Source organism: Flavobacterium gelatinilyticum (assembly GCF_027111295.1).
GTDB classification, from domain to species: Bacteria; Bacteroidota; Bacteroidia; order Flavobacteriales; family Flavobacteriaceae; genus Flavobacterium; species Flavobacterium gelatinilyticum.
The window spans coordinates 3,838,043-3,863,861 of the sequence record NZ_CP114287.1 but is presented as its reverse complement, the minus strand read 5'-3'; the positions used below and the strand labels follow the sequence as shown (position 1 = coordinate 3,863,861).

General features: G+C 33.9%; 27 protein-coding genes and 1 tRNA gene. 5 read left to right on the top strand and 23 right to left on the bottom strand.

All coding sequences use genetic code 11. The annotated features are described in order from the left end of the window. Window positions 1-101: 101 nt before the first annotated feature. The 5 genes from accB to pdxA form a co-directional block, all read right to left on the bottom strand. Window positions 102-593 (bottom strand): acetyl-CoA carboxylase biotin carboxyl carrier protein, encoded by a 492-nt coding sequence (accB, locus tag OZP11_RS16370; RefSeq protein WP_281231626.1) that lies wholly within the window; start codon window positions 591-593, stop codon window positions 102-104. Window positions 594-616: 23 nt separating this feature from the next. After that, window positions 617-1,615: a beta-ketoacyl-ACP synthase III gene (locus OZP11_RS16365; RefSeq protein WP_281231625.1), complete on the bottom strand. Its 999-nt coding sequence runs from the start codon at window positions 1,613-1,615 to the stop codon at window positions 617-619. Window positions 1,616-1,788: 173 nt separating this feature from the next. Continuing rightward, window positions 1,789-1,983, bottom strand: coding sequence for a 50S ribosomal protein L32 (rpmF, locus tag OZP11_RS16360; protein ID WP_008465217.1), 195 nt, complete (start codon window positions 1,981-1,983; stop codon window positions 1,789-1,791). Window positions 1,984-1,992: 9 nt separating this feature from the next. Continuing rightward, a complete protein-coding gene (locus OZP11_RS16355) occupies window positions 1,993-2,535 on the bottom strand; it encodes a YceD family protein (RefSeq protein ID WP_281231624.1) in 543 nt (180 codons plus the stop codon). Between the two features lie 106 nt (window positions 2,536-2,641). Then, on the bottom strand, window positions 2,642-3,691 hold the full coding sequence (gene pdxA / locus OZP11_RS16350; RefSeq protein ID WP_281231623.1) for a 4-hydroxythreonine-4-phosphate dehydrogenase PdxA: 1,050 nt from the start codon (window positions 3,689-3,691) through the stop codon (window positions 2,642-2,644). Window positions 3,692-3,748: 57 nt separating this feature from the next. Between pdxA and OZP11_RS16345 the strand changes: the two genes are divergently transcribed. Beyond that, window positions 3,749-4,339, top strand: coding sequence for a riboflavin synthase (locus OZP11_RS16345; RefSeq protein WP_281231622.1), 591 nt, complete (start codon window positions 3,749-3,751; stop codon window positions 4,337-4,339). 32 nt (window positions 4,340-4,371) lie between these two features. Here OZP11_RS16345 and OZP11_RS16340 read toward each other — a convergent pair whose 3' ends face one another. Continuing rightward, on the bottom strand, window positions 4,372-4,623 hold the full coding sequence (locus OZP11_RS16340) for a hypothetical protein (protein WP_281231621.1): 252 nt from the start codon (window positions 4,621-4,623) through the stop codon (window positions 4,372-4,374). A 511-nt stretch (window positions 4,624-5,134) separates the two neighbouring features. Here OZP11_RS16340 and dcm point away from each other — a divergent pair. Then, window positions 5,135-6,130 carry a DNA (cytosine-5-)-methyltransferase gene (gene dcm / locus OZP11_RS16335; protein ID WP_281231620.1) on the top strand — a complete coding sequence of 332 codons (996 nt, stop codon included), beginning with the start codon at window positions 5,135-5,137 and terminating at the stop codon, window positions 6,128-6,130. Here the strand turns inward: dcm and OZP11_RS16330 are convergent. From OZP11_RS16330 to OZP11_RS16295, 8 genes are all read right to left on the bottom strand, one after another. Beyond that, entirely contained in the window at window positions 6,114-7,337 is a 1,224-nt protein-coding gene (locus OZP11_RS16330; protein WP_281231619.1) for a phospholipase D-like domain-containing protein, read from the bottom strand. The genes dcm and OZP11_RS16330 overlap by 17 nt on opposite strands. Next, a complete protein-coding gene (locus tag OZP11_RS16325) occupies window positions 7,337-7,753 on the bottom strand; it encodes a very short patch repair endonuclease (RefSeq protein ID WP_281231618.1) in 417 nt (138 codons plus the stop codon). Before OZP11_RS16325 ends, OZP11_RS16330 begins: the two co-directional genes overlap by 1 nt. 42 nt (window positions 7,754-7,795) lie before the next feature. Continuing rightward, on the bottom strand, window positions 7,796-8,527 hold the full coding sequence (locus tag OZP11_RS16320) for a hypothetical protein (RefSeq protein WP_281231617.1): 732 nt from the start codon (window positions 8,525-8,527) through the stop codon (window positions 7,796-7,798). A gap of 141 nt (window positions 8,528-8,668) precedes the next feature. After that, entirely contained in the window at window positions 8,669-9,073 is a 405-nt protein-coding gene (locus OZP11_RS16315; RefSeq protein ID WP_281231616.1) for a helix-turn-helix domain-containing protein, read from the bottom strand. A gap of 221 nt (window positions 9,074-9,294) precedes the next feature. Further along, window positions 9,295-9,368, bottom strand: a tRNA-Ile gene (locus OZP11_RS16310). A gap of 146 nt (window positions 9,369-9,514) precedes the next feature. Continuing rightward, window positions 9,515-9,919, bottom strand: coding sequence for a methylmalonyl-CoA epimerase (gene mce, locus OZP11_RS16305; RefSeq protein WP_281231615.1), 405 nt, complete (start codon window positions 9,917-9,919; stop codon window positions 9,515-9,517). Window positions 9,920-9,925: 6 nt separating this feature from the next. Continuing rightward, window positions 9,926-12,289: a hypothetical protein gene (locus OZP11_RS16300; protein ID WP_281231614.1), complete on the bottom strand. Its 2,364-nt coding sequence runs from the start codon at window positions 12,287-12,289 to the stop codon at window positions 9,926-9,928. Further along, window positions 12,249-13,253: a hypothetical protein gene (locus tag OZP11_RS16295; protein ID WP_281231613.1), complete on the bottom strand. Its 1,005-nt coding sequence runs from the start codon at window positions 13,251-13,253 to the stop codon at window positions 12,249-12,251. Before OZP11_RS16295 ends, OZP11_RS16300 begins: the two co-directional genes overlap by 41 nt. A 174-nt stretch (window positions 13,254-13,427) precedes the next feature. On the opposite strand from OZP11_RS16295, the gene OZP11_RS16290 reads away from it, so the two are divergent. After that, window positions 13,428-15,116 (top strand): Ig-like domain-containing domain, encoded by a 1,689-nt coding sequence (locus OZP11_RS16290; RefSeq protein ID WP_281231612.1) that lies wholly within the window; start codon window positions 13,428-13,430, stop codon window positions 15,114-15,116. Here the strand turns inward: OZP11_RS16290 and OZP11_RS16285 are convergent. The 6 genes from OZP11_RS16285 to OZP11_RS16260 form a co-directional block, all read right to left on the bottom strand. Then, window positions 15,113-15,880 carry an amidohydrolase gene (locus tag OZP11_RS16285; protein WP_281231611.1) on the bottom strand — a complete coding sequence of 256 codons (768 nt, stop codon included), beginning with the start codon at window positions 15,878-15,880 and terminating at the stop codon, window positions 15,113-15,115. The genes OZP11_RS16290 and OZP11_RS16285 overlap by 4 nt on opposite strands. Window positions 15,881-15,916: 36 nt before the next feature. After that, window positions 15,917-16,693 (bottom strand): DeoR/GlpR family DNA-binding transcription regulator, encoded by a 777-nt coding sequence (locus OZP11_RS16280; protein WP_281231610.1) that lies wholly within the window; start codon window positions 16,691-16,693, stop codon window positions 15,917-15,919. Between the two features lie 357 nt (window positions 16,694-17,050). Then, window positions 17,051-18,073, bottom strand: a complete 1,023-nt coding sequence (locus tag OZP11_RS16275; protein ID WP_281231609.1) for a hypothetical protein — start codon at window positions 18,071-18,073, stop codon at window positions 17,051-17,053. 107 nt (window positions 18,074-18,180) lie between these two features. Next, complete coding sequence (locus OZP11_RS16270) at window positions 18,181-18,927, bottom strand: succinate dehydrogenase/fumarate reductase iron-sulfur subunit (protein WP_281231608.1); 747 nt, start codon at window positions 18,925-18,927, stop codon at window positions 18,181-18,183. A gap of 95 nt (window positions 18,928-19,022) precedes the next feature. Continuing rightward, the gene (locus OZP11_RS16265; RefSeq protein ID WP_281231607.1) at window positions 19,023-21,023 is read right to left on the bottom strand and encodes a fumarate reductase/succinate dehydrogenase flavoprotein subunit; all 2,001 of its coding nucleotides are present in this window, start codon (window positions 21,021-21,023) and stop codon (window positions 19,023-19,025) included. 15 nt (window positions 21,024-21,038) lie between these two features. Next, the gene (locus OZP11_RS16260) at window positions 21,039-21,704 is read right to left on the bottom strand and encodes a succinate dehydrogenase cytochrome b subunit (protein WP_281231606.1); all 666 of its coding nucleotides are present in this window, start codon (window positions 21,702-21,704) and stop codon (window positions 21,039-21,041) included. Window positions 21,705-22,062: 358 nt separating this feature from the next. Between OZP11_RS16260 and OZP11_RS16255 the strand changes: the two genes are divergently transcribed. Beyond that, window positions 22,063-23,424, top strand: a complete 1,362-nt coding sequence (locus tag OZP11_RS16255; protein ID WP_281231605.1) for a hydroxymethylglutaryl-CoA synthase family protein — start codon at window positions 22,063-22,065, stop codon at window positions 23,422-23,424. 170 nt (window positions 23,425-23,594) lie between these two features. On the opposite strand, the gene OZP11_RS16250 is transcribed toward OZP11_RS16255, so the two are convergent. Genes OZP11_RS16250 through OZP11_RS16240 form a run of 3 tightly spaced genes read right to left on the bottom strand, consistent with a single transcriptional unit; the run spans window position 23,595 to window position 25,171 of the window. Beyond that, a complete protein-coding gene (locus tag OZP11_RS16250) occupies window positions 23,595-24,152 on the bottom strand; it encodes a hypothetical protein (protein WP_281231604.1) in 558 nt (185 codons plus the stop codon). Window positions 24,153-24,169: 17 nt separating this feature from the next. Further along, window positions 24,170-24,547, bottom strand: coding sequence for a nuclear transport factor 2 family protein (locus tag OZP11_RS16245; RefSeq protein WP_281231603.1), 378 nt, complete (start codon window positions 24,545-24,547; stop codon window positions 24,170-24,172). Between the two features lie 12 nt (window positions 24,548-24,559). Next, window positions 24,560-25,171, bottom strand: coding sequence for a hypothetical protein (locus OZP11_RS16240; protein ID WP_281231602.1), 612 nt, complete (start codon window positions 25,169-25,171; stop codon window positions 24,560-24,562). A gap of 179 nt (window positions 25,172-25,350) precedes the next feature. On the opposite strand from OZP11_RS16240, the gene OZP11_RS16235 reads away from it, so the two are divergent. Further along, complete coding sequence (locus OZP11_RS16235) at window positions 25,351-25,767, top strand: helix-turn-helix domain-containing protein (protein WP_281231601.1); 417 nt, start codon at window positions 25,351-25,353, stop codon at window positions 25,765-25,767. The last annotated feature ends 52 nt before the right edge of the window (window positions 25,768-25,819 follow it).

Genomic DNA, 25,819 nt, shown 5'->3' with positions numbered 1-25,819 from the left:
ATTAAATAATTAGACAATTTGATAATTAGATAATTTTAGATGATTAACAAAGTTCATAATGCAAATCAATCTAAAACCTAAAATCTAAAATCTAAATTTATTTATGATGGATCTACTAAGAATAATGGCTGGTCAAATTCTACAGGAGACATATCGTCTACAAGAATTTTTACAATTTTACCTGAAACTTCTGATTCGATTTCGTTGAATAATTTCATTGCTTCAATTACACATAGAACGTCACCTTTAGAAACTGTGCTTCCTACTTCTGTAAAAACAGGTTTGTCCGGAGATGGTTTTCTATAGAATGTTCCAATGATTGGAGACTTAATAGTAACATATTTAGAATTTTCAGCAGCAGGAGCCTGAGTTTCAGGAACTGTATTTACAATAATCGGAGCTGTCTGCTGTGCAGCCGTAACTTGTGGCAAGGCAGCCTGAGCCGGCAATTGCTGTACATAAGTAGTTTCTGTTGTATTTCCTTCTAAAGTTGTTCTGATCGTGATTTTTACATCATCCATTTCTAACTTTACCTCTGCAACACCCGAATTTGCTACAAATTTGATTAGGTTTTGAATTTCTTTTAAATCCATAATGATTCGTTTTTAGTTTTAATTTATTTTTTATCGTAAGCCCATTTAAGGTAAATAGATCCCCAAGTGAATCCTCCTCCAAATGCTGCTAAAATAATATTATCTCCTTTTTTGAATTGATGTTCAAAATCGCTAAGTACCAAAGGTAATGTTCCTGAAGTTGTATTACCGTATCTCTCGATATTTACCAGTACTTTAGACTCTTCAAGTTCGAGTCTTCCTGCAGTAGCATCGATGATGCGTTTGTTTGCCTGATGCGGCACTAACCAATCAACATCCTGATTAGTTAAATTGTTTCTTTGCAAAATTAGTTCACTGGCATCTGCCATATTAGTAACAGCATATTTAAATACTGTTTTACCATCCTGCATGATATTGTGCTGTCTGTTTTTAACAGTGTCTTCAGAAGCCGGGATTAGAGATCCTCCGGCTGGTATTTTAAGAAAATCGCGTCCAACACCATCACTTCTTAAATATTCGTCTTGTAAACCAAGGCCTTCATAATTTGGTTCGAATAATACAGCTCCGGCACCATCTCCAAAAATAATACAGGTTGCTCTGTCTGTATAATCTACAATTGATGACATTTTATCTGCACCAATTAATAATACTTTTTTGTATCTTCCAGATTGTACATATGCCGCAGCAGTTGACATTCCGTATAGAAAACTTGAGCAGGCCGCCTGTAAATCGTAAGCAAATGCATTTGTTGCTCCAATTTCTGTTGCAACAAACACTCCCGTAGAAGCCACCAGCATATCCGGTGTTGCAGTTGCCATAATAATCATATCAATCTCTAACGGATCAATGTTAGCTTTTGCTATTAAATCCTGTGCTGCTTTTATTGCAAGGTACGATGTTCCTTTGTCAGCATCTTTAAGAATTCTTCTTTCTTTAATACCTGTACGAGTGGTAATCCATTCGTCATTAGTATCGACCATTGTTTCCAATACCTTATTAGAAAGAACAAAGTCTGGAACGTAAGCTCCAACAGCGGTAATTGCGGCTGTGATTGTACTCATTATATTCTATTATTTCCTTTCAAACATTGGTGTTTGAAAAATTTTTTTAAAGACTCGAAAATTACAAAAAAAATCGAAGCGAATTTGTCTATATTTTCTTAAAAATCGAAAATTATAACCAACAAAAAAAACTCTCACGATGTGAGAGTTCCGGTATAATTTACAAAAACGTATTAAGCAACCGCTTCAGATTTATCGATAACAACTTGCCCTCTGTAATACATTTTACCTTCGTGCCAGTAAGCTCTGTGGTATAAATGCGCCTCTCCTGTAATAGGACATGTAGCGATTTGAGCTACAGTAGCTTTATAATGTGTTCTTCTCTTATCTCTTCTTGTTTTCGAGGTTTTTCTCTTAGGATGTGCCATTTTACTATATTATTTATCCGTTAATAGTTTCTTTAATTTTTCCCAACGCGGGTCAATATCTTCTTCTTTATTACTCTCTTCCTTTTGTTCTTTTACGCTTAATTCATTCAGTTTTGTTAAAGCTTCGGTTTGTAATGTTCCGTCTTTAACTCCCGGATGAATTCTTTTCGGGGGCACCGAAAGTACAATCATTTCATAAATGTATTGTGACACATCTAATTCATGTTCTCCATGCGGCAAAATCAACAATTCTTCGTTATCATCATTAAATTCTTCTCCAAACCGAACAATCAGCTTCATTTTACCTTTAATTGGTAAATCAAAATCTTCGCCGGTTAAATCACAAGGCACATTTACAGTTCCTTTGTGTTTGAATTCTAACTCTAACATATTGCTCTTCTTTTCAAAAAGCAAATTCACTTTAATATCTGAACTCTGAAACTCATCGTACTCAAAGTCCTTAAAGAACGTGTTATTTATTTGATACTCAAAATGGTGTTTTCCCAGCTTTAATCCTATAAAAGGAATTAAAAATTCTTTTGTTTTGCTCATTTCAACATCAATTTGTGTAATTCGAATACAAAACTACAATATTCGAATTGGGGTGCAAAGATATAAAATTATTGTAAATCTAATAATCTTATCTATCTTTTTTTGTTTATATCTGTTTTTCTTTTATTTTAAGAGGTTTTTGGCTAATCTCCTCATACTGATTACGCGAGCGAAAAATATCCAGGGCAAGATAAACGGCTTCCTTAAACGAGTTGAAGTCTGCCATGTCTTTTCCGGCGATATCATAACCTGTACCGTGATCAGGAGAAGTTCTTACTCTGTTTAATCCCGCAGTGTAATTCACTCCTTTACCAAAAGAGAGGGTTTTAAACGGAATTAATCCCTGATCGTGATATGCCGCCACAACTGCGTCATATTTTTCGTACTGCCCGCTTCCAAAAAAACCATCGGCAGAAAAAGGTCCGAAAACCATAGTACCGCTGTCAAATATTTTTTTTAGAACCGGTTTTAAAACCAAATCATCTTCTTTACCAATCACACCTCCGTCGCCGCAGTGCGGATTTAAACCTAAAACGGCAATCTTTGGCTTCACGATACTAAAATCCTGAATTAAAGATTTCCTTATGGTTTCGATTTTTCTTGTAATTAACTCTTCTGTCAAATGCGACGATACTTCACTTAAAGGAACATGATCTGTAAGCAGACCTACTCTTAAATTATCCTGAACCATCATCATGAGTGCATTTCCTTCGAGCTCCTGATCTAAATAATCTGTATGTCCGGGAAATTTAAATTCATCTGACTGAATATTGTATTTATTTATTGGCGCCGTAACCAAAACATCTATTAAATCTTCTTTTAAAGCTTTGGTTGCCGCAACAAACGATTTTATGGCATATGTTCCAATTTTTTCATCATTAGTACCAAAGTTAATATCAACTCCTTCTCTCCAAAGGTTAAAAACATTTACTTTTCCGGGAATGATCTGGTCTAATTTATCTACACCATGAAACTGAACTGTCGATGTAAAACTCTTTTTTACAAAAGAAAGTATTTTAGCATTTGCGAAAATAACAGGTGTACACAATTCTAACATTCTTGAATCTTCGAATGTTTTTAGTATCACTTCGCTTCCAATACCGTTTAAATCTCCTACTGAAATTCCAACAATTATATTTTCTGCTTTTTTATTCATGAGCTCAGCTTATTTATTACTAATTTTGATGTGCAAATTTAGTAAAATAAAACTACAATGTTTACAGGAATTATCGAAACCCTTGGAAGGATTCACGAAATACAAAAAGACCAAAACAATCTGCACGTAACTGTAGATTCATCTATTACCCACGAATTAAAAATTGACCAGAGTGTTTCGCACAATGGAATCTGCCTTACAGTAGTCGCTGTTAAAGATTCGTTGTATACCGTAACCGCTATAGAAGAGACTATTTTAAAAACCAATATTGGGGACTGGAAAGTAAACGACATCGTTAATCTGGAAAGAGGAATGAAACTAGGTGACCGTCTTGACGGACATATTGTACAGGGGCACGTTGACCAAACAGGAGTCTGCACAAAAATTGAAGAAGCAAACGGAAGCTGGAATTATACTTTTGAATACGACAGCAGCCTTAATAATATTACGATCGAAAAAGGATCAATTACTGTAAATGGTGTCAGCTTAACAGTTGTAAATTCCAAAACCAATGAATTTAGCGTTTCTATCATTCCTTACACTTTCGAGAACACGAACTTTAAGGATTTTAAAGTGGGAACTAAAATAAATCTGGAATTTGATGTTGTCGGTAAGTACATTTCTAGATTGTACGCTATCAACAAATAAGATATAAAACTTCACAAAAAAAAAGCTTCAGTTTACACTGAAGCTTTTTTTAATTTATTTCGATATATAATTACGGTTCCTAAAATTAACCCGCTTAAAATTAAATAAGGAAGATCTTCGTTAATTGGAACGTCGGCTATCGGAGGAATTCCATCCTCATCTACACCTGCTGTTCCCATCGTTCCATTTGATTGATCTGGAGGAGGAAGCTGATGTGAATCGGCTAAAACAACATTTGATACAATCAAAAAAACTGCTAAAAAAAAGATCCTTATTATTTTCATAAATTCCAATGCGTTGAATACAAATACAATACGTTACGGGCAAATACTTTTTTAATAGAAAATTCTCATAAAAGCGACTTTCTTAGAGAAATTCTTTGGCAAAAATATATGTTTTTTAGAGAAAAACAACTTTTAAATCAAAAAGACCGCCTTAAGCAACATACGCATTTTCTAAATCTAAGGTTTTAAAAGGAGCAAAAAAATCTATCTTAAAAAATGGCATTAAGGAACTTTCTTATATCAAAAACTCAAAAACCATCTTTACAAACATTGTAAGTGGCATTTCTCATACAAAACACAAAAAATCTGTAAAAAAACAAGTTCTGTTTTGTGATCGATATTCTGAAGAAAAAATAAAAAAAGATTATTTAAAAAATTTCATTCGAAATACAATAAATCAGAAAGCTCTGTAATTTTTATTACCTGCCAAAAGTATAAATACACTGCTAATTAATATTTATATTTGCATAATTAAAAGAAAACTCAAAAACACATATCGACTAAATTAAAAATGAAGAATAAATATACAGTAGGAAGTTTATATGCGGGTGTAGGCGGTATTTGTATGGGTTTTGAAAAAGCCGGTTTTGAGCTTAAATGGGCTAATGAATTTGACAAAAATGCTTGTATAACGTACAAAAACAATTTCGAACATAACCTTATCGAGGGCGATGTAATGCAGCTGGACGTAAGCGCTATTGAAAAAATAGATATCCTGACGGGCGGATTTCCCTGCCAGCCTTTTTCGGTTGCGGGATATCGCAAAGGTTTTGAAGACAGCAGAGGAAACCATTTTTTTAAAATCCTGGATTTTATTGACGAAATGAGACCAAAGGTTATATTTCTAGAGAATGTTAAAAACCTAAAAGGCCACGACAAAGGAAACACCATGAAAGTGATCGAAAGCGAAATCAAAAAAAGAAATTACACTTTTGATAGTCAGGTTTTAAATACCAAAGATTTTGGAAACATTCCGCATAACAGAGAAAGGATTTTTATTATCGCATTTGATAAAGATTTCATCAAAGACGACAATTTTGAATTTCATTTTCCTGAAAAAGAAGATTTAACGAAATCTATTACTGATTTAATTATCGAAGAAAAGGTAGACGACAAATTTTATTATCACGAAGATAAATACATGTACAATATGCTGAAGGAATCTATTGTAAACAAAAATCGTATTTATCAGTTTAGAAGACAATATGTCCGCGAAAATAAATCCAGCGTATGTCCTACTTTAACAGCAAACATGGGCACTGGAGGCCATAATGTTCCTATTATTACAACAGATTTTGGTTTTAGAAAATTAACTCCAAGAGAATGTTTCAGATTTCAGGGTTTTCCGGATAGTTTTAAACTGCCTGCTATTTCAAACTCGCATTTATATAAACAAGCCGGAAATTCGGTAAGTATGCCGGTTATCCAAAGATTAGCTGCCGAAATCGCAAAAGTAATTGAAAAAGCAGAAGCAAAGGAAAAGAAAAAAGCTAAAGAAAAAGCTTAAACTGCCTGCTTTGATTTTCTGTTATTTTTTCAACAAAAGATTCATATTCATCCAATTTAGCAAAGTCAATAAAGTATTCATTTATTGACTTTGTTATTTTCACACTGTCATACCCTATTTCTTTAAGCTTCCCATACGTTAGGAGTTCGCCTTCCTGAAGCATTAAAACCCTGCGCAGCATCCAGTCGGCCATGGCCTTATTGGGATTTGTCATTAAAGCTTTACTTCCTTCCTGACATACTTTTGCCGATAGATTTTCGCCATTTGGCATTTTAAGATTAAAAGGCAAATCTTTATCCGGAAAAAAATCCGGAGCGTTGTTTCTTATTTTTGACGGTATCGAAATATACACTTCTCCCGGATCTCTTTTTCTTCCTCCGGCATTCCATTGATTAAGCTGGCTTTTTACAGGTACAATAGGTTCTAATCCTTTCTTTTTGGCTTCGGGAGAATATAGCGGCAGAATTACATAATCGATTAACGGAATCAGTTCTTCTTGTCTCAATAACGAAACAGCACTTTTTGGTTTGTTTTTATTTACAGAAAGCTTCTCATTTTTAAATCCAGGTTCGGTTACGTTTAAAAGCACATTGATTGGATCTTCGAGAATTTCGATATCAATTTCAATACAGTCGTCCGGAACCAGAAAGCGTTTCATTAAAACACTTTTAGAAAAGTTGAAATTATATTCGTTTAAAGCATCTTTGAATTTTAGTGAACTCTTTGTTTCTTCAATTATTTCAATTGACGCTTTATCGATTAAATCATAAGAGCTTTCAAAAATTTTAATCAAAAACTTATCACGCCCAATGATATGATACACCCTGTTTTGTGTATTATAGATTCGGTCTGCAAATCCAATTCTTTCATTTCTAAAATCAGCCAGTTTATTTGCCAGTTCAAAACCTTTCAGCAATCGCAATTCTGAACTGAGCGAATTAAACTCGGCGACTTTTTCTGTTTTAGAATTTCCGGTCAGTACAAAAGTTTTAATCCCAATTCCGTAACCGTCAATTATGGCATCATAAGCCACATCGGCGCGCGCCAGATTATCGGCATCAAATGCTTTACAAAAGGCATTTTCTGCAGCCCGGTACTGAATAAAAGGTTTATCTGAAGAACTAAACAAATTCGAAAATGCTCCAATTGCTTTTAAAGCGCTTGTATAATTTTCGATTTTTTGATTTGTTTGAGTTTTTAGAAACATTATTTTGAAAGTTCGATTTCCTGTCTAATTTTTTCGATGCAAGATTCTAATTCTTTTTGGATTTCTTTGCTCCAAAACCGTAAAACTTTCCAATTGTTAGAAAGTAAATATTCATTGACTTCGATATCACGTTTCATATTACGTTCGATTTTAGGAATCCAGTATTCGCGGTTCGACTTAATCCGAAGCTGTTGTGTTTCCCAATTTTTTCCGTGAAAAAATTCGCTGTCGATAAAAATAGCAATCTTATAACTGGCAAAAGTCAAGTCCGGTTTTCCGAATATTTTTTTATTGTTTTTCCTGTATCGAAAACCTAATTTCCACAAAGCTTTTGCAAGTCGGACTTCATCTTTTGTAGCAGTGCTTTTTATGGCCTGCATATTTTTCCTCCTTTGTTCGGGAGTTAAATTATCCATCGTTTTTAAAGATTAAATTTGTCTTTGAAGGATAAATTTAATCTATTTTTTCTTTAAAGCCGAATACAAAATACTTAAATCCCGCAAATCTCCAGATTGAAGATAAAAATTCTCTGCATCCATTTTGGTTCTTCCATTTAGCAAAGCATTTTTAGGAATACTATATTGATTTTTAATTATATACTGAATCGTTTTAATCGAACAGCAGCCAGGAATATCATAAGTCCAGATTGCGTTTTTGATTTCCTGCCATAAATTTTCTTTAACTTCAGAAATATCATGTAAAATATTTTTTATATCAGGCTTAATTCTAACCAAAACAAAATAATCATAAACTGCCGTTTTTGAAAGATCATAATTTGGAATATACATTCCTTCTGAATTCCAGTCTTTGGTTTCTAAAAGCAAAAGATTAGAGAAAAAAGCAGCCGACTTTACGCATATAAATTTCCCGTTTGCTTTTAAATCGGTTTCATCCCAAACTCCTTTTCCGTGAATGCTGAAATCCGGTTCTTCGACATCAATCTCATGAAGTTTTAGATTTTCATACAAAACTATTTCTGCTAATTTTCCCTGAAAAGTATTTTGGAAAATTTCCAGCGGTGTTCGGTTTAACTGTCCGCCTGATCTTTTAATTCTGTGAAATCCTTCTCCATAAACCATTTCATAAGCAAAATCAAAAGATTGTTTTACAAAAGCGGCACCAACAGGTTTTTCTTCAAATGCTTTTTTTGAAGTGATGAAATAACTGTTGTTCTTTTGATCTAATTTCATGATTTGCTTTTATTCATAATCTTTAAAAGAAAAATATAAAAGTAAATATTTTATAACAGAATAATACTACAATAAAAAGAGCAGATCAAAAAAAGCTCAACTTATTAGCTGAGCATTTTTTGAATGAATGATTTTTTAAAATCATTTATTTATTAGTTTTTGAAGCATTGTCATCATTTCTTCTTTCTCTTTCAGCATGCGTTCGTACAACTCAATTTTCTCTTCGTGCATTTTTAAAACTTGCTCTATCGGATTAAAAATAGGATTATCATTTCTCTGATATCCAATACCATTATTTCCAAAAGTATTCGCAATTACATTTACCGCCTGCTCTTCATCAAAATTCTGAAAAGCTTCAACAGGAATCTTTAATACAGCAGAAATTTGTTTCAGAAGATCATCTTCGATTACATCTTTCTGCTCCAGCATCGAAATTTTCTTCTGATTCCAATCTTCTCCCAAATCATAAGCCAATGCTTCTTGCTTTATGTTAAGCATTTCTCTAAAACGTTTTACGTTTCTTCCCTGATGTATTTTCTGTTCCATAATGATATTAATTTCCCTTAAGACTCAAAGATAAAGCCACGCGGATCTGATTTTCAAAGATAGAAAAATATCCTGCAAAACATTCTTTTGTAAGATATTATTCATATTTTAAATAGATTTGTTTTTTAAAGAGAATTAAACTTTTGACAGATTGTGCAAATTCTTGTCGTAAGAAAACAAAAAAGCCTCTACATTTCTGCAAAGGCTTTGTTCTAAAGAAGTGGTCCCACCTGGGCTCGAACCAGGGACCACCTGATTATGAGTCAGGTGCTCTAACCAGCTGAGCTATAGGACCGGTTTAGAGGTTGCAATATTACTACTATTTTTCGTTCACACCAAATATTTTTTGATATGATTTCGATTTAATTTTAATTTGAAACCCAAGTTCGAAAAATCAAATTGATTTTCAACCCTTTATTCAAAAATAATTTTCTGATTTTTTTATCTTATTTCCTGACAAAGTTCGACCAAAACGCCATTTGTGTTCTTCGGATGCAGAAAAACCACCAGTTTATTATCGGCGCCTTTCTTCGGAACTTCATTTATCAGTACAAAACCTTCATTTTTTAAGCGGAAAATCTCGGCTTCGATATCATCAACATCAAAAGCGATATGATGAATGCCTTCGCCTTTCTTTTCTAAGAATTTTGCAATGGGACTTTCGGGATTTGTGGCCATCAAAAGTTCAATTTTATTGGTTCCGGTTTGAAAAAAAGACGTCAGAACGCCTTCGCTTTCTACAATTTCTTCTTTATAAGACGGAACGCCTAATAGTTTTTCGAATAAAACATTGGATTCTTCCATGTTTTTAACCGCAATCCCGATATGTTCAATTTTATTAACCATTTGATTTTATCTTAATTGAGTAACATAACTATTAAAATAACCGCATTCTGCAATTACATCCCGATAATATTGGGTATCAGAATAGGATTTCTGAAGTGTTTTAAACGCATTAAAGGCGATAAAATGTTCTTTCCCTTCCTGAATTTCCCACCAGCTTCTTACATCGCTGTATTTTTTATTGTAATATTCGTTTCGTTCGCATTTGGCTATCATGTAAACACATTTGGCTTTCTGCTCTTTTGTCGTGGCTGCTTCAAGCGCTTTTTGGTAATACATTTTAGGAAGATCACAATTGGTAATCATTTTTTTCATTGGGTCTCTAAACGAATACGGACTTGAACCGTAACCCACAATGCTTATTTCGTAAAAAGTTCTTCCGTTTCCAAAATGGGTAATATTGTAAAATGCATTTCCTAACAACAAACTATTCGTATATACATCTTCTTTTTGAGCCAGTTTGTCCTGCATTTCTTTTATCGTAGTAAGGAAATCCAGCTGCGTGTATTTTCTTTTTTGATACGCCGTATGATCGCAGTCATGACAGTCTTTAATATTTCCGTTAAACGGATTTCCTAAAAATTTATAGTACTGAACAGAATCTGCTTGCTTTATGAATTCAATTGCCTCCGGAATTTTATTTTTAAAAGTCGCCTGAACTGCCTGAAAGTTATTGATGTCTTTTAGTTTTAAGCTGTAAATTCCGGCTCCGATATTTTCAATTTCGGTTTTATTTGTCTTAGACAAAAACGCTTTCATGTCAAGCAAAGCTTTTTCGTTATCATAAAATGAATTTCCGTCGTTCCAATAATAACGTGATTCGCCAAAAATTTCGGCCATTACTAAATTTCCTTTTTCTCTGTAAAGAGTCGACAAATAACTTCTGCTCCAGGAAGAAGCGTTTTGATAACGAAATTCCTGTCCTTTATAAGTTTTAGGAAGTTCGTAGTACAGCCAATTCAAATCTGCGAGAATTGTTTTTTCGTTTTTATCTGTCAGTTTATCAATTTTGCTTAGGTTATTTACAAATCGAAGTAAACGAAGCTGCATTCCTGCCAGTTCTGTTTTTGGAAGTGTTTTTACCGCTTTATCTAAGTTTTTATCTGCATTAGCATAATCTCCTTTTAAGGTCTGTAAATACCCAAGAGATAAATCCCATAAATAAGGCCTGTCTGTATTTCCTGCTGCAGAAATTTTAGCAATTAAATCCAAAGCATTTTTATCTATTTTAGATTGGTTGAGTGTTTTATTTTCGCTTACACTTTGTTTAATGGCAGGCTTAGTATAATCTTCATTCTTTTTACTGAAAGAATTATTAAGGTCTTGTTCAAGTTTGTTTACCAATCGTGTTGCCAGATAATTTAAATGTTCGCTTTTGGGATTTAATCCATAAATTTTTTCAATAGCCTGCTTTTCATCTTTATAATAACCGTGAATAGCCCAAAGTGCTGCTTTTTCGTCATTATTTTTTGCCATTGTCAAAGCTTTATTCCAGTCTGCTTCGTTTTTGGGACTAAAACTATAAGCTGTTACCACACGCAATTCCGGACATTTGTCAAAAACCTGTGCATATAAATAATTTGAAACAGCATATTTCTTTTGTTTATAATTAATTCCGGCCACATACGAAAGTGCGCGGTAATACAAAACATTTTTAGGAACCGAACTTTCTGTTTTATTAAAAAAGTCAATTGCTTTTTGTTTGTCATTGCTGTAAAAACGGGCTTTCATGGTAAGAAACCAGTAACGGTTTTTTAAGAACGGATCTGAAGTGGTATTGTAAACGTTCTCGATTGACTGAATCATTTTGGCATCGTTAAAAGTTTTTGCCACAACGGGATCATAACTCCAATAATCTTCGTTAATTGAAACAGTTTCTATTTTTTGTGCCAGATATAAAAACTCGACAAAGTTTTTTACTTTTTCATCTTTCAAATTGAGCTTTTTTCCCCATTTTAAAGATGATGAATTGTCTTTTTTGTTTTTATAATACACATGAAGATTTGTGATTTCTTCTTTATTTTTTACAGCATCTTTATTGTCAGAATAGTATCTCGGGCGCTCATCTCCAATCAGGAAATAATTAACCGTTGTAGTATCTGCTTTGCCTTTTAAATATGAAGCCCAGTCTGATTTTATATTTTTATTGAAACGGGAATTATGCTGGGTATCAAAACCAATTCCGTAGAAAATTCCACCTGATAAAAACAGCGGTGAATACGATTTATCTGCAAACGTTTCGGGAGTAAAATTCGAATTATATCCAAAAAAATCCCAATCGTCTCCGCCGGCACAGGCATAAATAATTCCGTAAACCGAAAGTAAACCAACACTAAAAACAAGAAATAACTTGTTTAAAAATATTCTTTTCATAATTATTTAAATTGAATTCGTCTAAGTCGTAAAATATAATTTCTTTTGGCGGCTGTGCTGTATTTTTATCCAGATCTCCGGCCATTTGTTTTAAATCGTCTGCTTGGATTGACTCTGTTTTCAGCAGATCATTTTCCAGATAATAAACACCGTTTTTGTAATTTGATTGTTTTACTCTGAAAAAAATCGGACTGATTTGTTCAAAGTTTTTATCTTTTTTTAGTTCGCTGACATTGAGTTTAGAACGAAGCCCCATAACTTTCTGATTCCTGATATGAATCGCCCATGAATAAACAGGCAGCGCATAATCCAGATGCAGCGGATATTTTTTTAAACTTTCGAGATACTTTTCAGAAATTTTTCTGCTGTAAATCGAGTTAAGCGAATCCGGTGCGATGCTTCCCATATTATAAAACATCAAAACACCATTATCGACATTCGGGATTTTTGTTCTTTTAAAATATTTTACCTGATGAAGCCTGATGGTTGCCGAAAGTTTTTTCTGAGAAAGCTTCTTAATCTGTTCAATAAATTTAAGGTAGTTATCTTTACTCGCTAAAGTCCAGTCGCAGTCAATTTGAATTTCTTTGCACGAAACACCATTTTTTTTATTGATTTCTGAAATGAGTTTCAATGTTTTTTCGGCTAAATCCTGAATATCAAGATTAGACTGCAGCATAACTTTGTTCTGAATAAAAACTACCGGAACAATTTCGAAATTCTGAACTTTTTCCTGAAAATGAACCGGACTTATTGGCAGCGGTGCCTGTGTTTGAGAATGAAGTCCAATGTCAAAATACCGCACATAAAGCTTACTGACATCGTTGTCTTTTAAGGCTTCTTTTTCTGTTTCGGAAAATTTTAGATTGGTTTTCCAATAATAAAAAGCAATTATTGGTTTGCTGGTTTTACTGCATGCTGAGAGCAAAACAAATAGAAAAATCCAAAAAAATCTTTTAATCAAAACAGTGCGGAAATTATAATTGAACTCAAAAGTAAGAAATTATAGCTTAGTGTTTCTTTCAAATTTTAAAAAACAACAAAATTGATGAAAAGCGTAAATCCTAATAAATGGCTAAAAAATTTAAATTAAAGAAAATATAATTGTTATTTTGTGCAATCAAATTTAAAAACCGCTATGTTTAAAAGCACACTGAAATATCTTTCATTTTTATTTGTTTTATTAATGATGAGCTGCGCCAAAAGAGGCAGTATTACCGGCGGATTAAAAGACACTCTTGCTCCTGTTTTAGTGTCAAGCACACCTAAAAATTTCAGCACAAATTTTACAGGAAATGAAATTACGTTGTACTTTGACGAATATATTAAACTAAAAAACCTTAATAAACAGCTTATTATTTCACCTCCAATGAAACACGAACCGTTGATTACCCCAACGAACGTAAGCCGGTTTATCAAGATTCAGATTAAAGATACTTTACAGCCCAATACTACTTACAGTATGAACTTTGGACAGAGTATTACCGATAATAATGAAGGTAATGCGCTGAACCAGTTTAAATATGTGTTTTCGACAGGATCGTATATTGATTCACTGACTCTGGGCGGAAAAATTAAAGATGCTTACGAGAAAAACGTAGACAATTTTGTGTCTGTCATGCTGTACGAAGTAAATGATACTTTTAAGGATTCGACTATTTACAAAGATTATCCGCGATATATTACCAATACGCTGGATAGTATGAGGACTTTTAAATTTGAAAATTTAAAGGCCGGAAAATATCTTCTGGTTGCCATGAAAGACAAAGGTTCAAACAATAAATTTAATCCGAAGGATGATAAAATTGGTTTCTTAAAAAGTTATGTTACGGTTCCTTCTGACACTATTTATGAGTTAGAATTATTTAAGGAAACACTGCCTTTAAAAACTTTTAAACCTATACAAGTTTCAGGAAACCGATTACTGCTTCCGTACGAAGGAAAACAAAATTTTAAAAACAACAAACCTAATATTGTCCTGAAAAACAATAACGAGGTTCTTGAAACTATTGTAACACAGTTCCCAAAAAAGGATTCGCTGCAAATTTGGTACAAACCCTTAAAAGTAGATTCTTTATCGCTGAAGGTGAGTAATGACAAATATGAAAAAAGTTTTACAATTAGAATAAAAGATCAAAAGAAAGACACTTTGAACATTAAAGCAGTTCAAAACGGCATAATAAACTTCAGGGATCGTTTTACTTTAGAAACCGAAACTCCGCTGGTTAAATTTGACAAATCACTAATCAAGCTGGTTAATAAAGATTCTGTTGCGGTAGATTTTACAACAGAATATGATGAGTTTGACCAAAAGCTGTATGTTGATTTTAAAAAAGAACCTTTAGAGAAATATAATTTCACCTTTTTCCCGGGTGCGCTCACGGATTTTTACGAAAAAACCAATGATACGCTTTCGTATAAACTAACAACAAAAGAGCATGCTGATTACGGAAATATTATTCTTAATCTTAAGAATATAAAACGTTTCCCGATTATTGTTGAACTAACGAACAAAAAAGGAGATGTTGTTCTGGCCAGCGCCTATTCTGAAGGTGAAACCAAAATAGATTTTAATCTGGTTGTACCTGAAGCTTTTACAGTTCGTGTTATTTATGACGACAATAAAAACAGGAAATACGACACCGGAAGCTTTTTAGAAAAACGATATGCCGAAGAAGTGTTCTACAACCAGCAGGAATTTGATGTACGGGCCAATTGGGATGTGGATCAAACTGTTGATTTAAGTATTCCGTTTAATCCTGAAGTCGAGAAGAAAATGGACGAAAAAAAGAAAAAAGATGCCGAAAAGAAACGGAAAGCTTTTTAAAATTTAATCTCGAAAGTATCTTTATCACTTAAAAAATCAAGCTTTTTACGGGTTTCCAGCATTTCATTTTTATCCAATTCAACTACAAAAACACCTTCTGTTTCTTGTGGTTCGAGGATATAATTACCTAAAAAATCAACAACCTGAGAATGGCCTGTATGTTCATAATCATGAGCATCCGGTCCTACCCTGTTAACACCCGCAACATAAGTTAAGTTTTCGATGGCACGCGCTTTCAGCAAAGCGTCCCAGGCGTTTGTGCGGACTTTTGGCCAATTGGCAACATACAGCAGCAAATCGTAATTCTCGACATTGCGCACAAATACCGGAAAACGCAAATCGTAACAAACCTGAAGGCAGATGTTCCATCCTAAATAATCAACGATTACTTTTTGGTTTCCGGCAGTGTAAAATTTATCTTCCCCGGCCAGAGAAAACAAATGACGCTTGTCATAATACTTTATTTCTCCCGAAGGAAAAACGAACAGCATGCGGTTGTAATATTTTCCGTTTTCGGTTATCACTGCACTTCCTGTAACGGCACTATTTTTTTGTTTTGCGATAAACTGCATCCATTTTACGGTTTCACCTTCCATAGTTTCAGCAATGCTGGACGGATTCATGGTAAAACCAGTAGAAAACATTTCAGGAAGTACAATCAAATTTACTTCGGGATCGATATTATTTATTTTCGATTCGAAGTTTTTTCTGTTTTGAAAAGCATCTTCCCAAATAAGACTGGACTGAATTAGTGCAATTTTCATTTGAATAGTTTTAATTAAAAAGAAGATTATTACTAATTACATAATAATCAAATCCGAAACTTCTTTTTTATAGGGCTGCAATTTTTCGTGAGAGGGTTCAACTTCTGTAATTACATAACTAATCTCAGATAAACCGGCTATTTTCATTTTTAGAATCGTGTTTAATTTTTCTGAAATAGTTAAAACAGCTGTTTTTCTCGAAGCCTGAATCATTGCTTTTTTTACCTGAACCGTTTCCCAGTCAGAATCTGAATAACCGCCCTGAACATCCAGTGCATTGGTTCCCAAAACCAACAGATCTGCCTTAATATTGGCTAACTGATGAAAGACTTCGCCGCTTACGCACATCTGACTGTAAGACGAAATACTGCCGCCAACCATGATTGTTTTGATATTTGGTTTATCTAAAAGCTGCACCGCAGTCAAAGCTGTAATAGTAAAAACGGTTAAATTGAGATCGTTGGGGATTAATCGTATAAACTCGCGAATTGTGGTTCCGCCGTCGACAATTAAAACCATTCCGTCATGCAGAAGACCAACGGCTTTTTGTGCAATAACCTGTTTTGCCTCGACAGCATATGTCTGGTTAGTCGAAGAATAGTGATATCCTTTTGTCATGGCGCCGCCTTTTACTTTTATTAAAAGCGATTCGGCGTCAAGTTCGTTAATATCACGTCGCACAGTATCTTCTGAAACGCCCAGCTTACCCGAAAGCGTTTCAAAGCTGACACGAGTGTGCAGATTGATCTCTTTCAGGATATGATTTTTACGCTCTTCCTTACTGTAATTTAAAACTTCATTTTCAGTACTCATCCGGATTGTTTTTTCTATTTACAAAAATAAACATTTCAAAAGAAATTACCCGAAACCAAAAGCGGCATTGACAATAAATCCTCTTAATTATCAAATTTCAGGTTTTAACAGATTCGGACTTTAGTATTTTAAAACTAATTTCCATAGAATTTTAAAAAGAAAATCAGCAGTAAAAATTAAAAGTCAAAACAGCGCCTGTTTCGGTTAAAAATTCAACAGATACCCTTTCGTGCCGGAAATCGTAAATTATACATTTCCGAGGCTTTCAGGTAATAAATCTGAGCTTTATATAAAATTAATCTAATACATGCATATATACAAAAAACGCATCCGTTATGATGGATGCGTTTTTTATGCTTATTTTTTACCTTCTGCAGCTTTACTGATCTTTTTAAAATCGTCGTCTTTTAAGTTATAGGCAAATCCGGCGCCGTAAAAATAATAGGCGGGATTTCCGGTTTTAGCATTTACAACATCTATATATTTGTTTCCGTTCATACTTACATATCGCATATAATAGATTTCATCGTTGTTTAGAATCTTCTTTTTAAGATCTTCATCTTTAATAAACTGATATTTGAATTTATAATCTTCAACGAGTTTTTTAAGATCTTTTTCGTCTCTCAGTTTTTCACTTCCCTTCCACGGATTGTATTCCATCATATAGGCTTCCGGAATGTAAAGCGTGTTGTCTTTAAGATTTGTGATTTCCGGTTTTACAAAATCATCATACAAACCGCAGTGTTCTCCTTTGCTGATAAGCTGATTTATCAGTTGGAAATAGTTTTTCAGCATTCCTAAATTGGTATTTGTAAAACTTTCATCTGCGTACATTCTGTGGTAAAGATCTCCTCTTTTTTCTTCAGATTTTGCTTTCATTGCGTCTACCAAAAATTTATTATTAACGCTTAACGGTGCTCTTGCAATAAAAGACAGGTTTTGTTCAAAAAGCCCAATTAATTTGCTGTTGTATTTTTTATCATCTGTTTTAAGCTTAGCCAGACCTTTATCAAATTTTTCTTTATTTAAAATACGTACAGCTAAATTAGTATGAATGTAAACTGTACCTTTTGAAGATGTCGTTATATCTCCAATAAAATTGGCTATAGAGTGCTTTCCATCTGCATAATCCAAGACTTTAAAATCCTGATATCCTACAACCTTAAACGGAGTTACAGTCCAGACATCTTTTAAGATTTTTTCATATTCTTCTTTTGTATTTAATTCCGGAAGTATAAAAACAGTTGTAGTGCTTTTAAATTTTTCCAGTTCTCCTTTCTTAAATTCATCGTTTGCTCCACGATCAGAAGAGGTAACGGCAACCTGAGCAAAATTTTGAATGCTTAACGCAAGCATTGCAAAAAGTAAAATTCTTTTCATTAAATATTTTTGTTTTTTGGTTATTATTTAGTGATAAAAGTAGTACAAAAAAACGCATCAACCAATGGCTGATGCGTTTTTTAAATATACTAAATTGTACTCTTTTTTTAGCCTTTCAAGCTTGCTGCTAAATACTCACGGTTCATACGTGCAATATTTTCTAATGAAATTCCTTTTGGACATTCAATTTCGCATGCTCCTGTATTGGTACAGTTTCCAAAACCTTCCAAATCCATTTGGTGAACCATGTTTAATACACGATCAGTTGCTTCAACTTTACCTTGCGGCAATAAGGCGTATTGAGAAACTTTTGCAGCAACGAATAACATTGCTGAAGAGTTTTTACAAGTTGCCACACAAGCTCCGCATCCAATACAAGCAGCCGCATCAAATGATTTATCTGCATCGTCTTTTGGAACTGGAATAGTATTAGCATCGATTGTATTTCCTGAAGTATTTACAGAGATAAATCCTCCTGCGTGTTGAATTCTGTCAAAAGAACTTCTGTCAACAACTAAATCTTTAATTACCGGGAAAGCTTTTGCTCTAAATGGCTCGATAAAAATGGTATCACCATCTTTAAACATACGCATGTGTAACTGACAAGTTGTAACACCTCTGTCTGGTCCGTGTGCTTCACCATTAATGAATAAAGAACACATTCCGCAGATTCCTTCACGACAATCGTGATCAAATGCTACAGGCTCATCTCCTTTGTTAATTAGATCTTCGTTAAGAACATCTAACATTTCAAGGAAAGACATATCCGGTTCGATTCCGTCGATAGGATATTCTACAATCCCTCCTTTATCTTGGGCGTTTTTTTGACGCCATATTTTTAATGTAAGTTTCATACCTTTTTCGTTTGAAAGTCATAAAGTCGAAAGTCGAAAGTCGCTTGGCACATTTTGCCTTTTGACTTTAAGACTTTGGGCTTTCGACCAAATTCTTATTTATAACTTCTTTGAACTAATTTAATATTTTCGTAATTCAGAGGTTCTTTGTGTAATACTGCATCACTTGGTTTTCCTTTGTATTCCCAAGCTGCAACGTATGCAAAGTTATCATCGTCACGAAGTGCTTCTCCTTCTTCTGTCTGGTATTCCTCACGGAAGTGACCACCACAAGATTCATTACGGTGTAAAGCATCTTTCGCGAACAATTCTCCTAATTCTAAGAAATCGGCAACACGAGTCGCTTTTTCTAATTCCTGATTAAATTCGTTAGCGCTTCCCGGTACTTTTACATCTTTATAAAACTCTTCACGTAAAGTAGCAATTTCTTCGATAGCTTCAGTTAAACCTTTAGCATTACGAGCCATACCTACTTTATTCCACATAATTTTTCCTAATTTTTTGTGGAAGTAATCTACTGAGTGTTTACCGTTGTTATTGATAAATTTCTCGATTTGATCTTTTACTGCTTTTTCAGCTTCAATAAATTCTGGTAAATCTGTAGAAATTGGTCCCATTTTAATATCCGGAGCTAAATAATCTCCAATAGTATAAGGTAATACGAAATATCCATCAGCTAAACCTTGCATTAAAGCAGAAGCTCCAAGTCTGTTTGCTCCGTGATCAGAGAAGTTAGATTCTCCAATTGAGAAACATCCAGGAATTGTAGTCATTAAGTTATAATCAACCCAGGTTCCACCCATTGTGTAGTGAACCGCAGGGTAAATCATCATTGGTGTCGTATAAGGATCCTCATCGACGATTTTGTAGTACATCTGGAATAAGTTTCCGTATTTACTTTTTACGATTGCAGCTCCTAATTTAGTTACCAAAGCAGTATCTTTATCATCTAAACCTTTTACGTAAGCATCTTCAGTTCCGTAACGTTTGATTGCTGCTGCGAAATCTAAGTAAACTGCTTCTCCTGTTTTGTTAACTCCAAAACCAGCATCACATCTTTCTTTAGCCGCACGAGATGCAACGTCACGAGGTACTAAGTTACCAAAAGCAGGGTATCTTCTTTCTAAGAAATAATCTCTTTCGTCTTCAGATAAATCAGTTGCTTTTTTCTTTCCTTCACGGATTGCCTGAGCATCTTCTAATTTTTTAGGAACCCAAATACGACCGTCATTACGTAAAGATTCAGACATCAAAGTCAATTTAGACTGATGATCTCCTGAAACCGGAATACATGTTGGGTGAATTTGTGTATAGCAAGGATTTGCGAAAAACGCTCCTTTTTTATGAATTTTCCAAGCTGCTGTTGCGTTACTTCCCATAGCATTTGTTGAAAGGAAAAATACGTTTCCGTATCCTCCAGAACCAATTACTACCGCGTGAGCAGAATGTCTTTCTATTTCTCCTGTAATTAAGTTACGAGCGATAATACCTCTCGCTTTTCCGTTTACGATTACTAAATCCAGCATTTCGTGACGGTTGTACATTTTAATTTTTCCACGACCAATCTGACGGTTCATTGCAGAATAAGCTCCTAACAATAACTGTTGTCCGGTTTGTCCTTGTGCGTAGAATGTACGAGAAACCAAAGTTCCTCCAAAAGAACGGTTATCTAATAATCCGCCGTATTCACGAGCCAATGGCACCCCTTGAGCCACACATTGGTCAATAATATTTGCAGAAACCTCAGCCAAACGGTGAACGTTTGCCTCACGTGCACGGTAGTCACCTCCTTTTACAGTATCGTAGAACAATCTGTAAACTGAGTCACCGTCTCCTTTATAGTTTTTTGCCGCATTGATACCCCCTTGTGCTGCAATAGAGTGCGCACGACGTGGAGAATCCTGGAAGCAAAATGCTTTTACGTTATATCCTAACTCTGCCAGAGTAGCCGCAGCCGAACCTCCAGCCAAACCTGTACCAACAACGATAATATCTAAGTTACGTTTGTTAGCCGGGTTTACTAAATTAATATGATCTTTATAATTTGTCCATTTGTCCGCTATAGGACCATTTGGAATTTTTGAATCTAATGCCATTATAATTGATATTAATTATTGTTTGAAATGATGAAATAAGGCGATAATTACGAAAAGAGCCGGAACTACAACTGCGAACCAGTAACCTACTTTTGCTAAAAATCTCGAGTATTTGTTGTGCATCCCTACAGATTGAAGAGAAGATGCAAACCCGTGCCATAAGTGAAATCCTAAAAGGATAAAAGAAATACAGTATAAACCTGTACGAATTGGGTCTTGAAATTTGTGAACTAACTCACCATAATATCTTGTAGCATCCGGTGCTGTTCCAGCTATATATTTGTAGCTAACTTCAGGAAACCAGAAATCATAAAAGTGCAATCCTAAGAAAGCCAAAATAACCAATCCAGAAATAATCATATTTCTAGAACTCCAAGAAGCGTTTGCAGCTCCGTTGTATTTAGCGTATGCAATTGGTCGTGCCGCGCTGTTCTGAGCCGTAAGAATAAATCCCATTACAAAGTGGAAAATTACCCCAAATGCCAAAACTGGCTGCATTACATACTGAATCAGCGGATTGTATCCCATAAAGTGAGAAGCTTCGTTGAAAACGTCTTCACTCAAAATAGAAATAAAATTTAAGGAAACATGCAGCGCTAAAAACGTGATTAAGAATATTCCCGAAAGAGCCATAGCTACTTTCTTTAAGATGGAAGCATTCAATAGTGCAGATTGTGCCATAAGTGTTTAAGTAGTTTGTTTTAAAAAATTAGACAAAAATAACTCAATTACAAAAGAACTACAACCATTTCGCTCTTATTTATAATGATTTTAAAATAGACTACGTATACGTATATTTACGTATAAAATTTAAATTCGTAATAATTAATTTACTATAGAAAAATCTAAAAAACTGCTTTACAGTGGTTCTGAGCAAAATCGAGTACGTAGTGCTATTATTAAATTTTTATCATATTGTTATTTTATTCAAACTTTTGATTTGTTTTCTTCAAAAGTGTATTTCGTCAGAAATTTTATTTAGACAAAAAGTTGTCATTCCGTATCATAGTTTTACCTTTAGCGGCTTAAAATTTCAAGAATGAAAACAGGAATTGATGCCATCGCGTTTGATGTCGCAAACATACACTTACCCATAAAAACATTGGCAGTTGCCAGAAATATTGAACCAGAAAAACTAGAAAAAGGTCTTGGATTACTTAAAATGACTTTCCCTGACGTTCATCAGGATGCAGTTGTTTTTGGAGCAAATGCTTTAACAAAACTTATTACTGATAATAAAATTAACCTAAACGAAATAAGCCGAATCTATGTTGGTACCGAAAGCAGCGTAGACAGCTCAAAACCAATTGCTTCTTATTTAATTAGTTTAATGGAGCAAAAATTTGGCGAAGACGTTTTGGCAGAATGCGATGTTGTTGACTTTACTTTTGCTTGTATTGGCGGCGTAGATGCCATGCAAAACTGCCTTGATTTTGTAAAAATAAATCCGGCGAAAAAAGCAATTGTCGTAACAAGCGATTTTGCGAAATACGATTTAAATTCTGGCGGAGAATACACTCAAGGTGCCGGAGCTGTCGCTATGCTGATTACTGCAAACCCAAAAATTATTGCTTTTGATGACAATTGGGCAACAAGCACAAAAGGTGTTTTTGATTTCTTTAAACCATACAGAACTATTTCTAAAGAAGAAATCACTAAAAACACCAACAACGATTCCTGGTTTGATAATTTAGAAGCCGAAATTGAAATCCACAAAGACCAGCCTGTTTTTGACGGACAATATTCGAATCAATGTTATATGGATCGTACGCGTAATGCTTACTTTTCATTCAAAAAATTAAAAAACACTACCGAAACTCTATATAATACCTGGACAAGTATTATCATGCACCTTCCGTATTCTTTTCAAGGGCGACGAATGTTGTCTGAAATTTATGCTTTAGACAGTGCCGAAAAAATTATTGCCGATGATATTGCACCTGCAGATTATCAGACAAAAATTAAAGAAGTAGCAAAATCTGATAACTACAAAACATTTGTAACAGAGAAATTACAGCCTGCTGAATTAGCATCTTCTTTAATTGGAAACCTTTATACAGGTTCTATTTTCATGGGATTATTGTCGACTTTGGCTCATTTCTACGATACTAAAAAAGAAGTTGCCGGAACTAAATTTGGTTTCTTAGCTTACGGAAGCGGTTCTAAATCGAAAGTTTTTGAAGGAACAATTCAACCGGAATGGCAATCGGCTTTGGCAAACGTGAAACTTTTTGAAAATTTAGCAGAAAGTGTAGAAATTGATTTCAACACTTACGAAAGTCTTCATAAAAAAGAACAAAAACAAAGCGTAAGAACTCCGAAAAACGAATGGGTTTTAGACAGAATCGAAAAAGAAATCCCTGTTTTAATTGGAGCTCGTTATTATAAATGGATCGACTAGTTAAATTCCAATAAAAGCCGAAGTTTAAATAGCTTCGGCTTTTTTTTATTTCTTAAGGTTTGTCATTCCGAGGAACGAGGAATCACACTAGTAATTCGACAAAGATTGGCGATTTACTTTGCGGAGTTCCGAGTGTGATTCCTCGTTCCTCGGAATGACAAACTTTGTGGTTATAGTTTAATACTTTTCTTTTCCTCATTAAAAAGCAACAATCCCAATCCTAAAACAAAAACGACACAACTCAAAAGCATCAAAACTCCGTTCTTTAAAGCAAAAAAAGAAATTCCAACGGCAATTGAACCAACAATTACCATTAAAGATTTTACAGTTTCCGTCTTTATAAAAGCGAATGCATGCAACGCCAAACCAAGAAAAAGCAAAGACGGTCCAACCGCTATAAACGGATAAAAAATCAAGGGTGAATTGCCGATATGCTGACTTAACTGTTCTTTTGCGATTTCGTTATTTCCGTAATCTGACATTATAAAATCGATTGTACAAAGACCAATATGCGCAATTACGCCTATGGTTGTTAAAACAGAAGCCACTTTATTGATCTTTGTTTTTGGAAAAGCATCATTAAACGATAATAAAAAACAGGCTCCGATTAAATTAAACCAATGCGCAAAATCTATCGATTCGCTTAAACTCGGCAAAACTTTGGAAAAGAATAAATAACTGATTAGAAAAAATACTAATCCTATCAAGCAGCGATTTTTTACTTTCATAATTTGTTTTAAATTTTCTAACTAATATCAGTCAGCTTTATAATTTTATTATCTAAAAATTCAAAAACAGATTTTCCTTTTAAATTTAATTCGTCTCCTTTTTTCATTCCGTTTGGGAAATCCATTGCCAGAACAGCGTGATAATCGATTTCTATTTCGGTTTGAGATTCTAAATGATTGAAAGCTGTAATCGTTTGTCTTCGGCTTGAGAAATAACTTTTAGTCTGCTCAGCCTGTTCTTTAAATTCTTTTACTCCCTTTAAAGACAGGTTTACTTCGCCATTTGTTACATTTTCGAAAATAATAGCGTCGTTAAAATCCGTTGTCATTTTATCGACATTAAATTCATTGTAACCTTCAAGGTAATTTTTGATTATTTTTTCTCTCTCGACCATATTATTTTATATTTATAAATTTCCATAAACGACGATACAATCTGCGTAGATTAATTTATCGTTTAACCAGTTGATTATTTGCAAAAGAAAAGCTTTTTCTTTTTCGTCATTTGTGTGCAGAAGTTTTATCTTTTCTACAATTAATCTGCTGGTTTCAGCATCGAAAAAGTTATGTCCAATCTCATCGAATCTATTTTCAACTTCATTATTCCAAAGATTTTGCAAAGGAAAAACAGATTGAAACACCTTTAAAACAATCTCAAAATCTTCTGCCGAAATAAAAGCATCATTTCTTTTCTCTGTTTTATAAAATTCACCTTCTTTATTCTGAGGCCATAAAATAAACCCAATTTTTGAATCCAGATTATTTCCTGTCGCGATTACAACCACTTTTTGATTGATTCTTTCAATGGTTTTTGTTACATCATAATTACAGATTTGATATTCCTTTCTTGCCGTTTCTTCTTCGCAATCTGTCTTTTGACAAATTTCGATGATATTCTCGTTATGAAAATCAAGTTCCGAAAGTGCAACATCGTCATTATTCTTTTTAAGAAGTTGCATTGCTTTATCTAAAGGAATTGAGATTTTACTTCGAAGTAGTTTTATATTTTCTGTATTCATATTTGCAAAACAATCTTTCTCACTCCAAGATTACACAATTCTAAATTCAAAACCAATTCGATAGTCAGAAAAATTGTATTTTTACCGCATCAAAATATTTTTAGAAATGTATCTCACAAGCAAAGCCTTGTTTTGTACCGAAACTAAAAATGTAAAAGATTTTTAAATATCTTTGAATTATGAGCACAGCACCAAAACCCAGACACATCGGCAGAAACATTAGCCGAATTAGAGAACTGAAAGACATGAAGCAGGAAGCGCTTGCACAGGCAATTGGCACAACACAGCAATCAATCTCTATTATTGAAGGAAGCGAAAGCGTTGACGACGAAAAGTTAAATAGAATTGCAGAAGCTTTGGGAGTTCCTGCCGAAGTAATAAGAAACTTTTCTGAAGAAGCGGTTTTTAATATTATTGGGAATACTATCGAAATAGAAAATAATACTGGCTCCTCTGTAATAAGTTATGGATGCACTTTCAATCCGTTAGATAAACTTCTTGAAACTATTGAAAAGAATGAAAATCTTTATGAAAGATTGATTCAAGTTGAAAGAGAAAAAGCTGCTTATTTGGAGAAGTTACTTGATAAAAAATAGAATTTACGATATAAAAAGAAAAAACCGACGCTGAAATTAAGCTTCGGTTTTT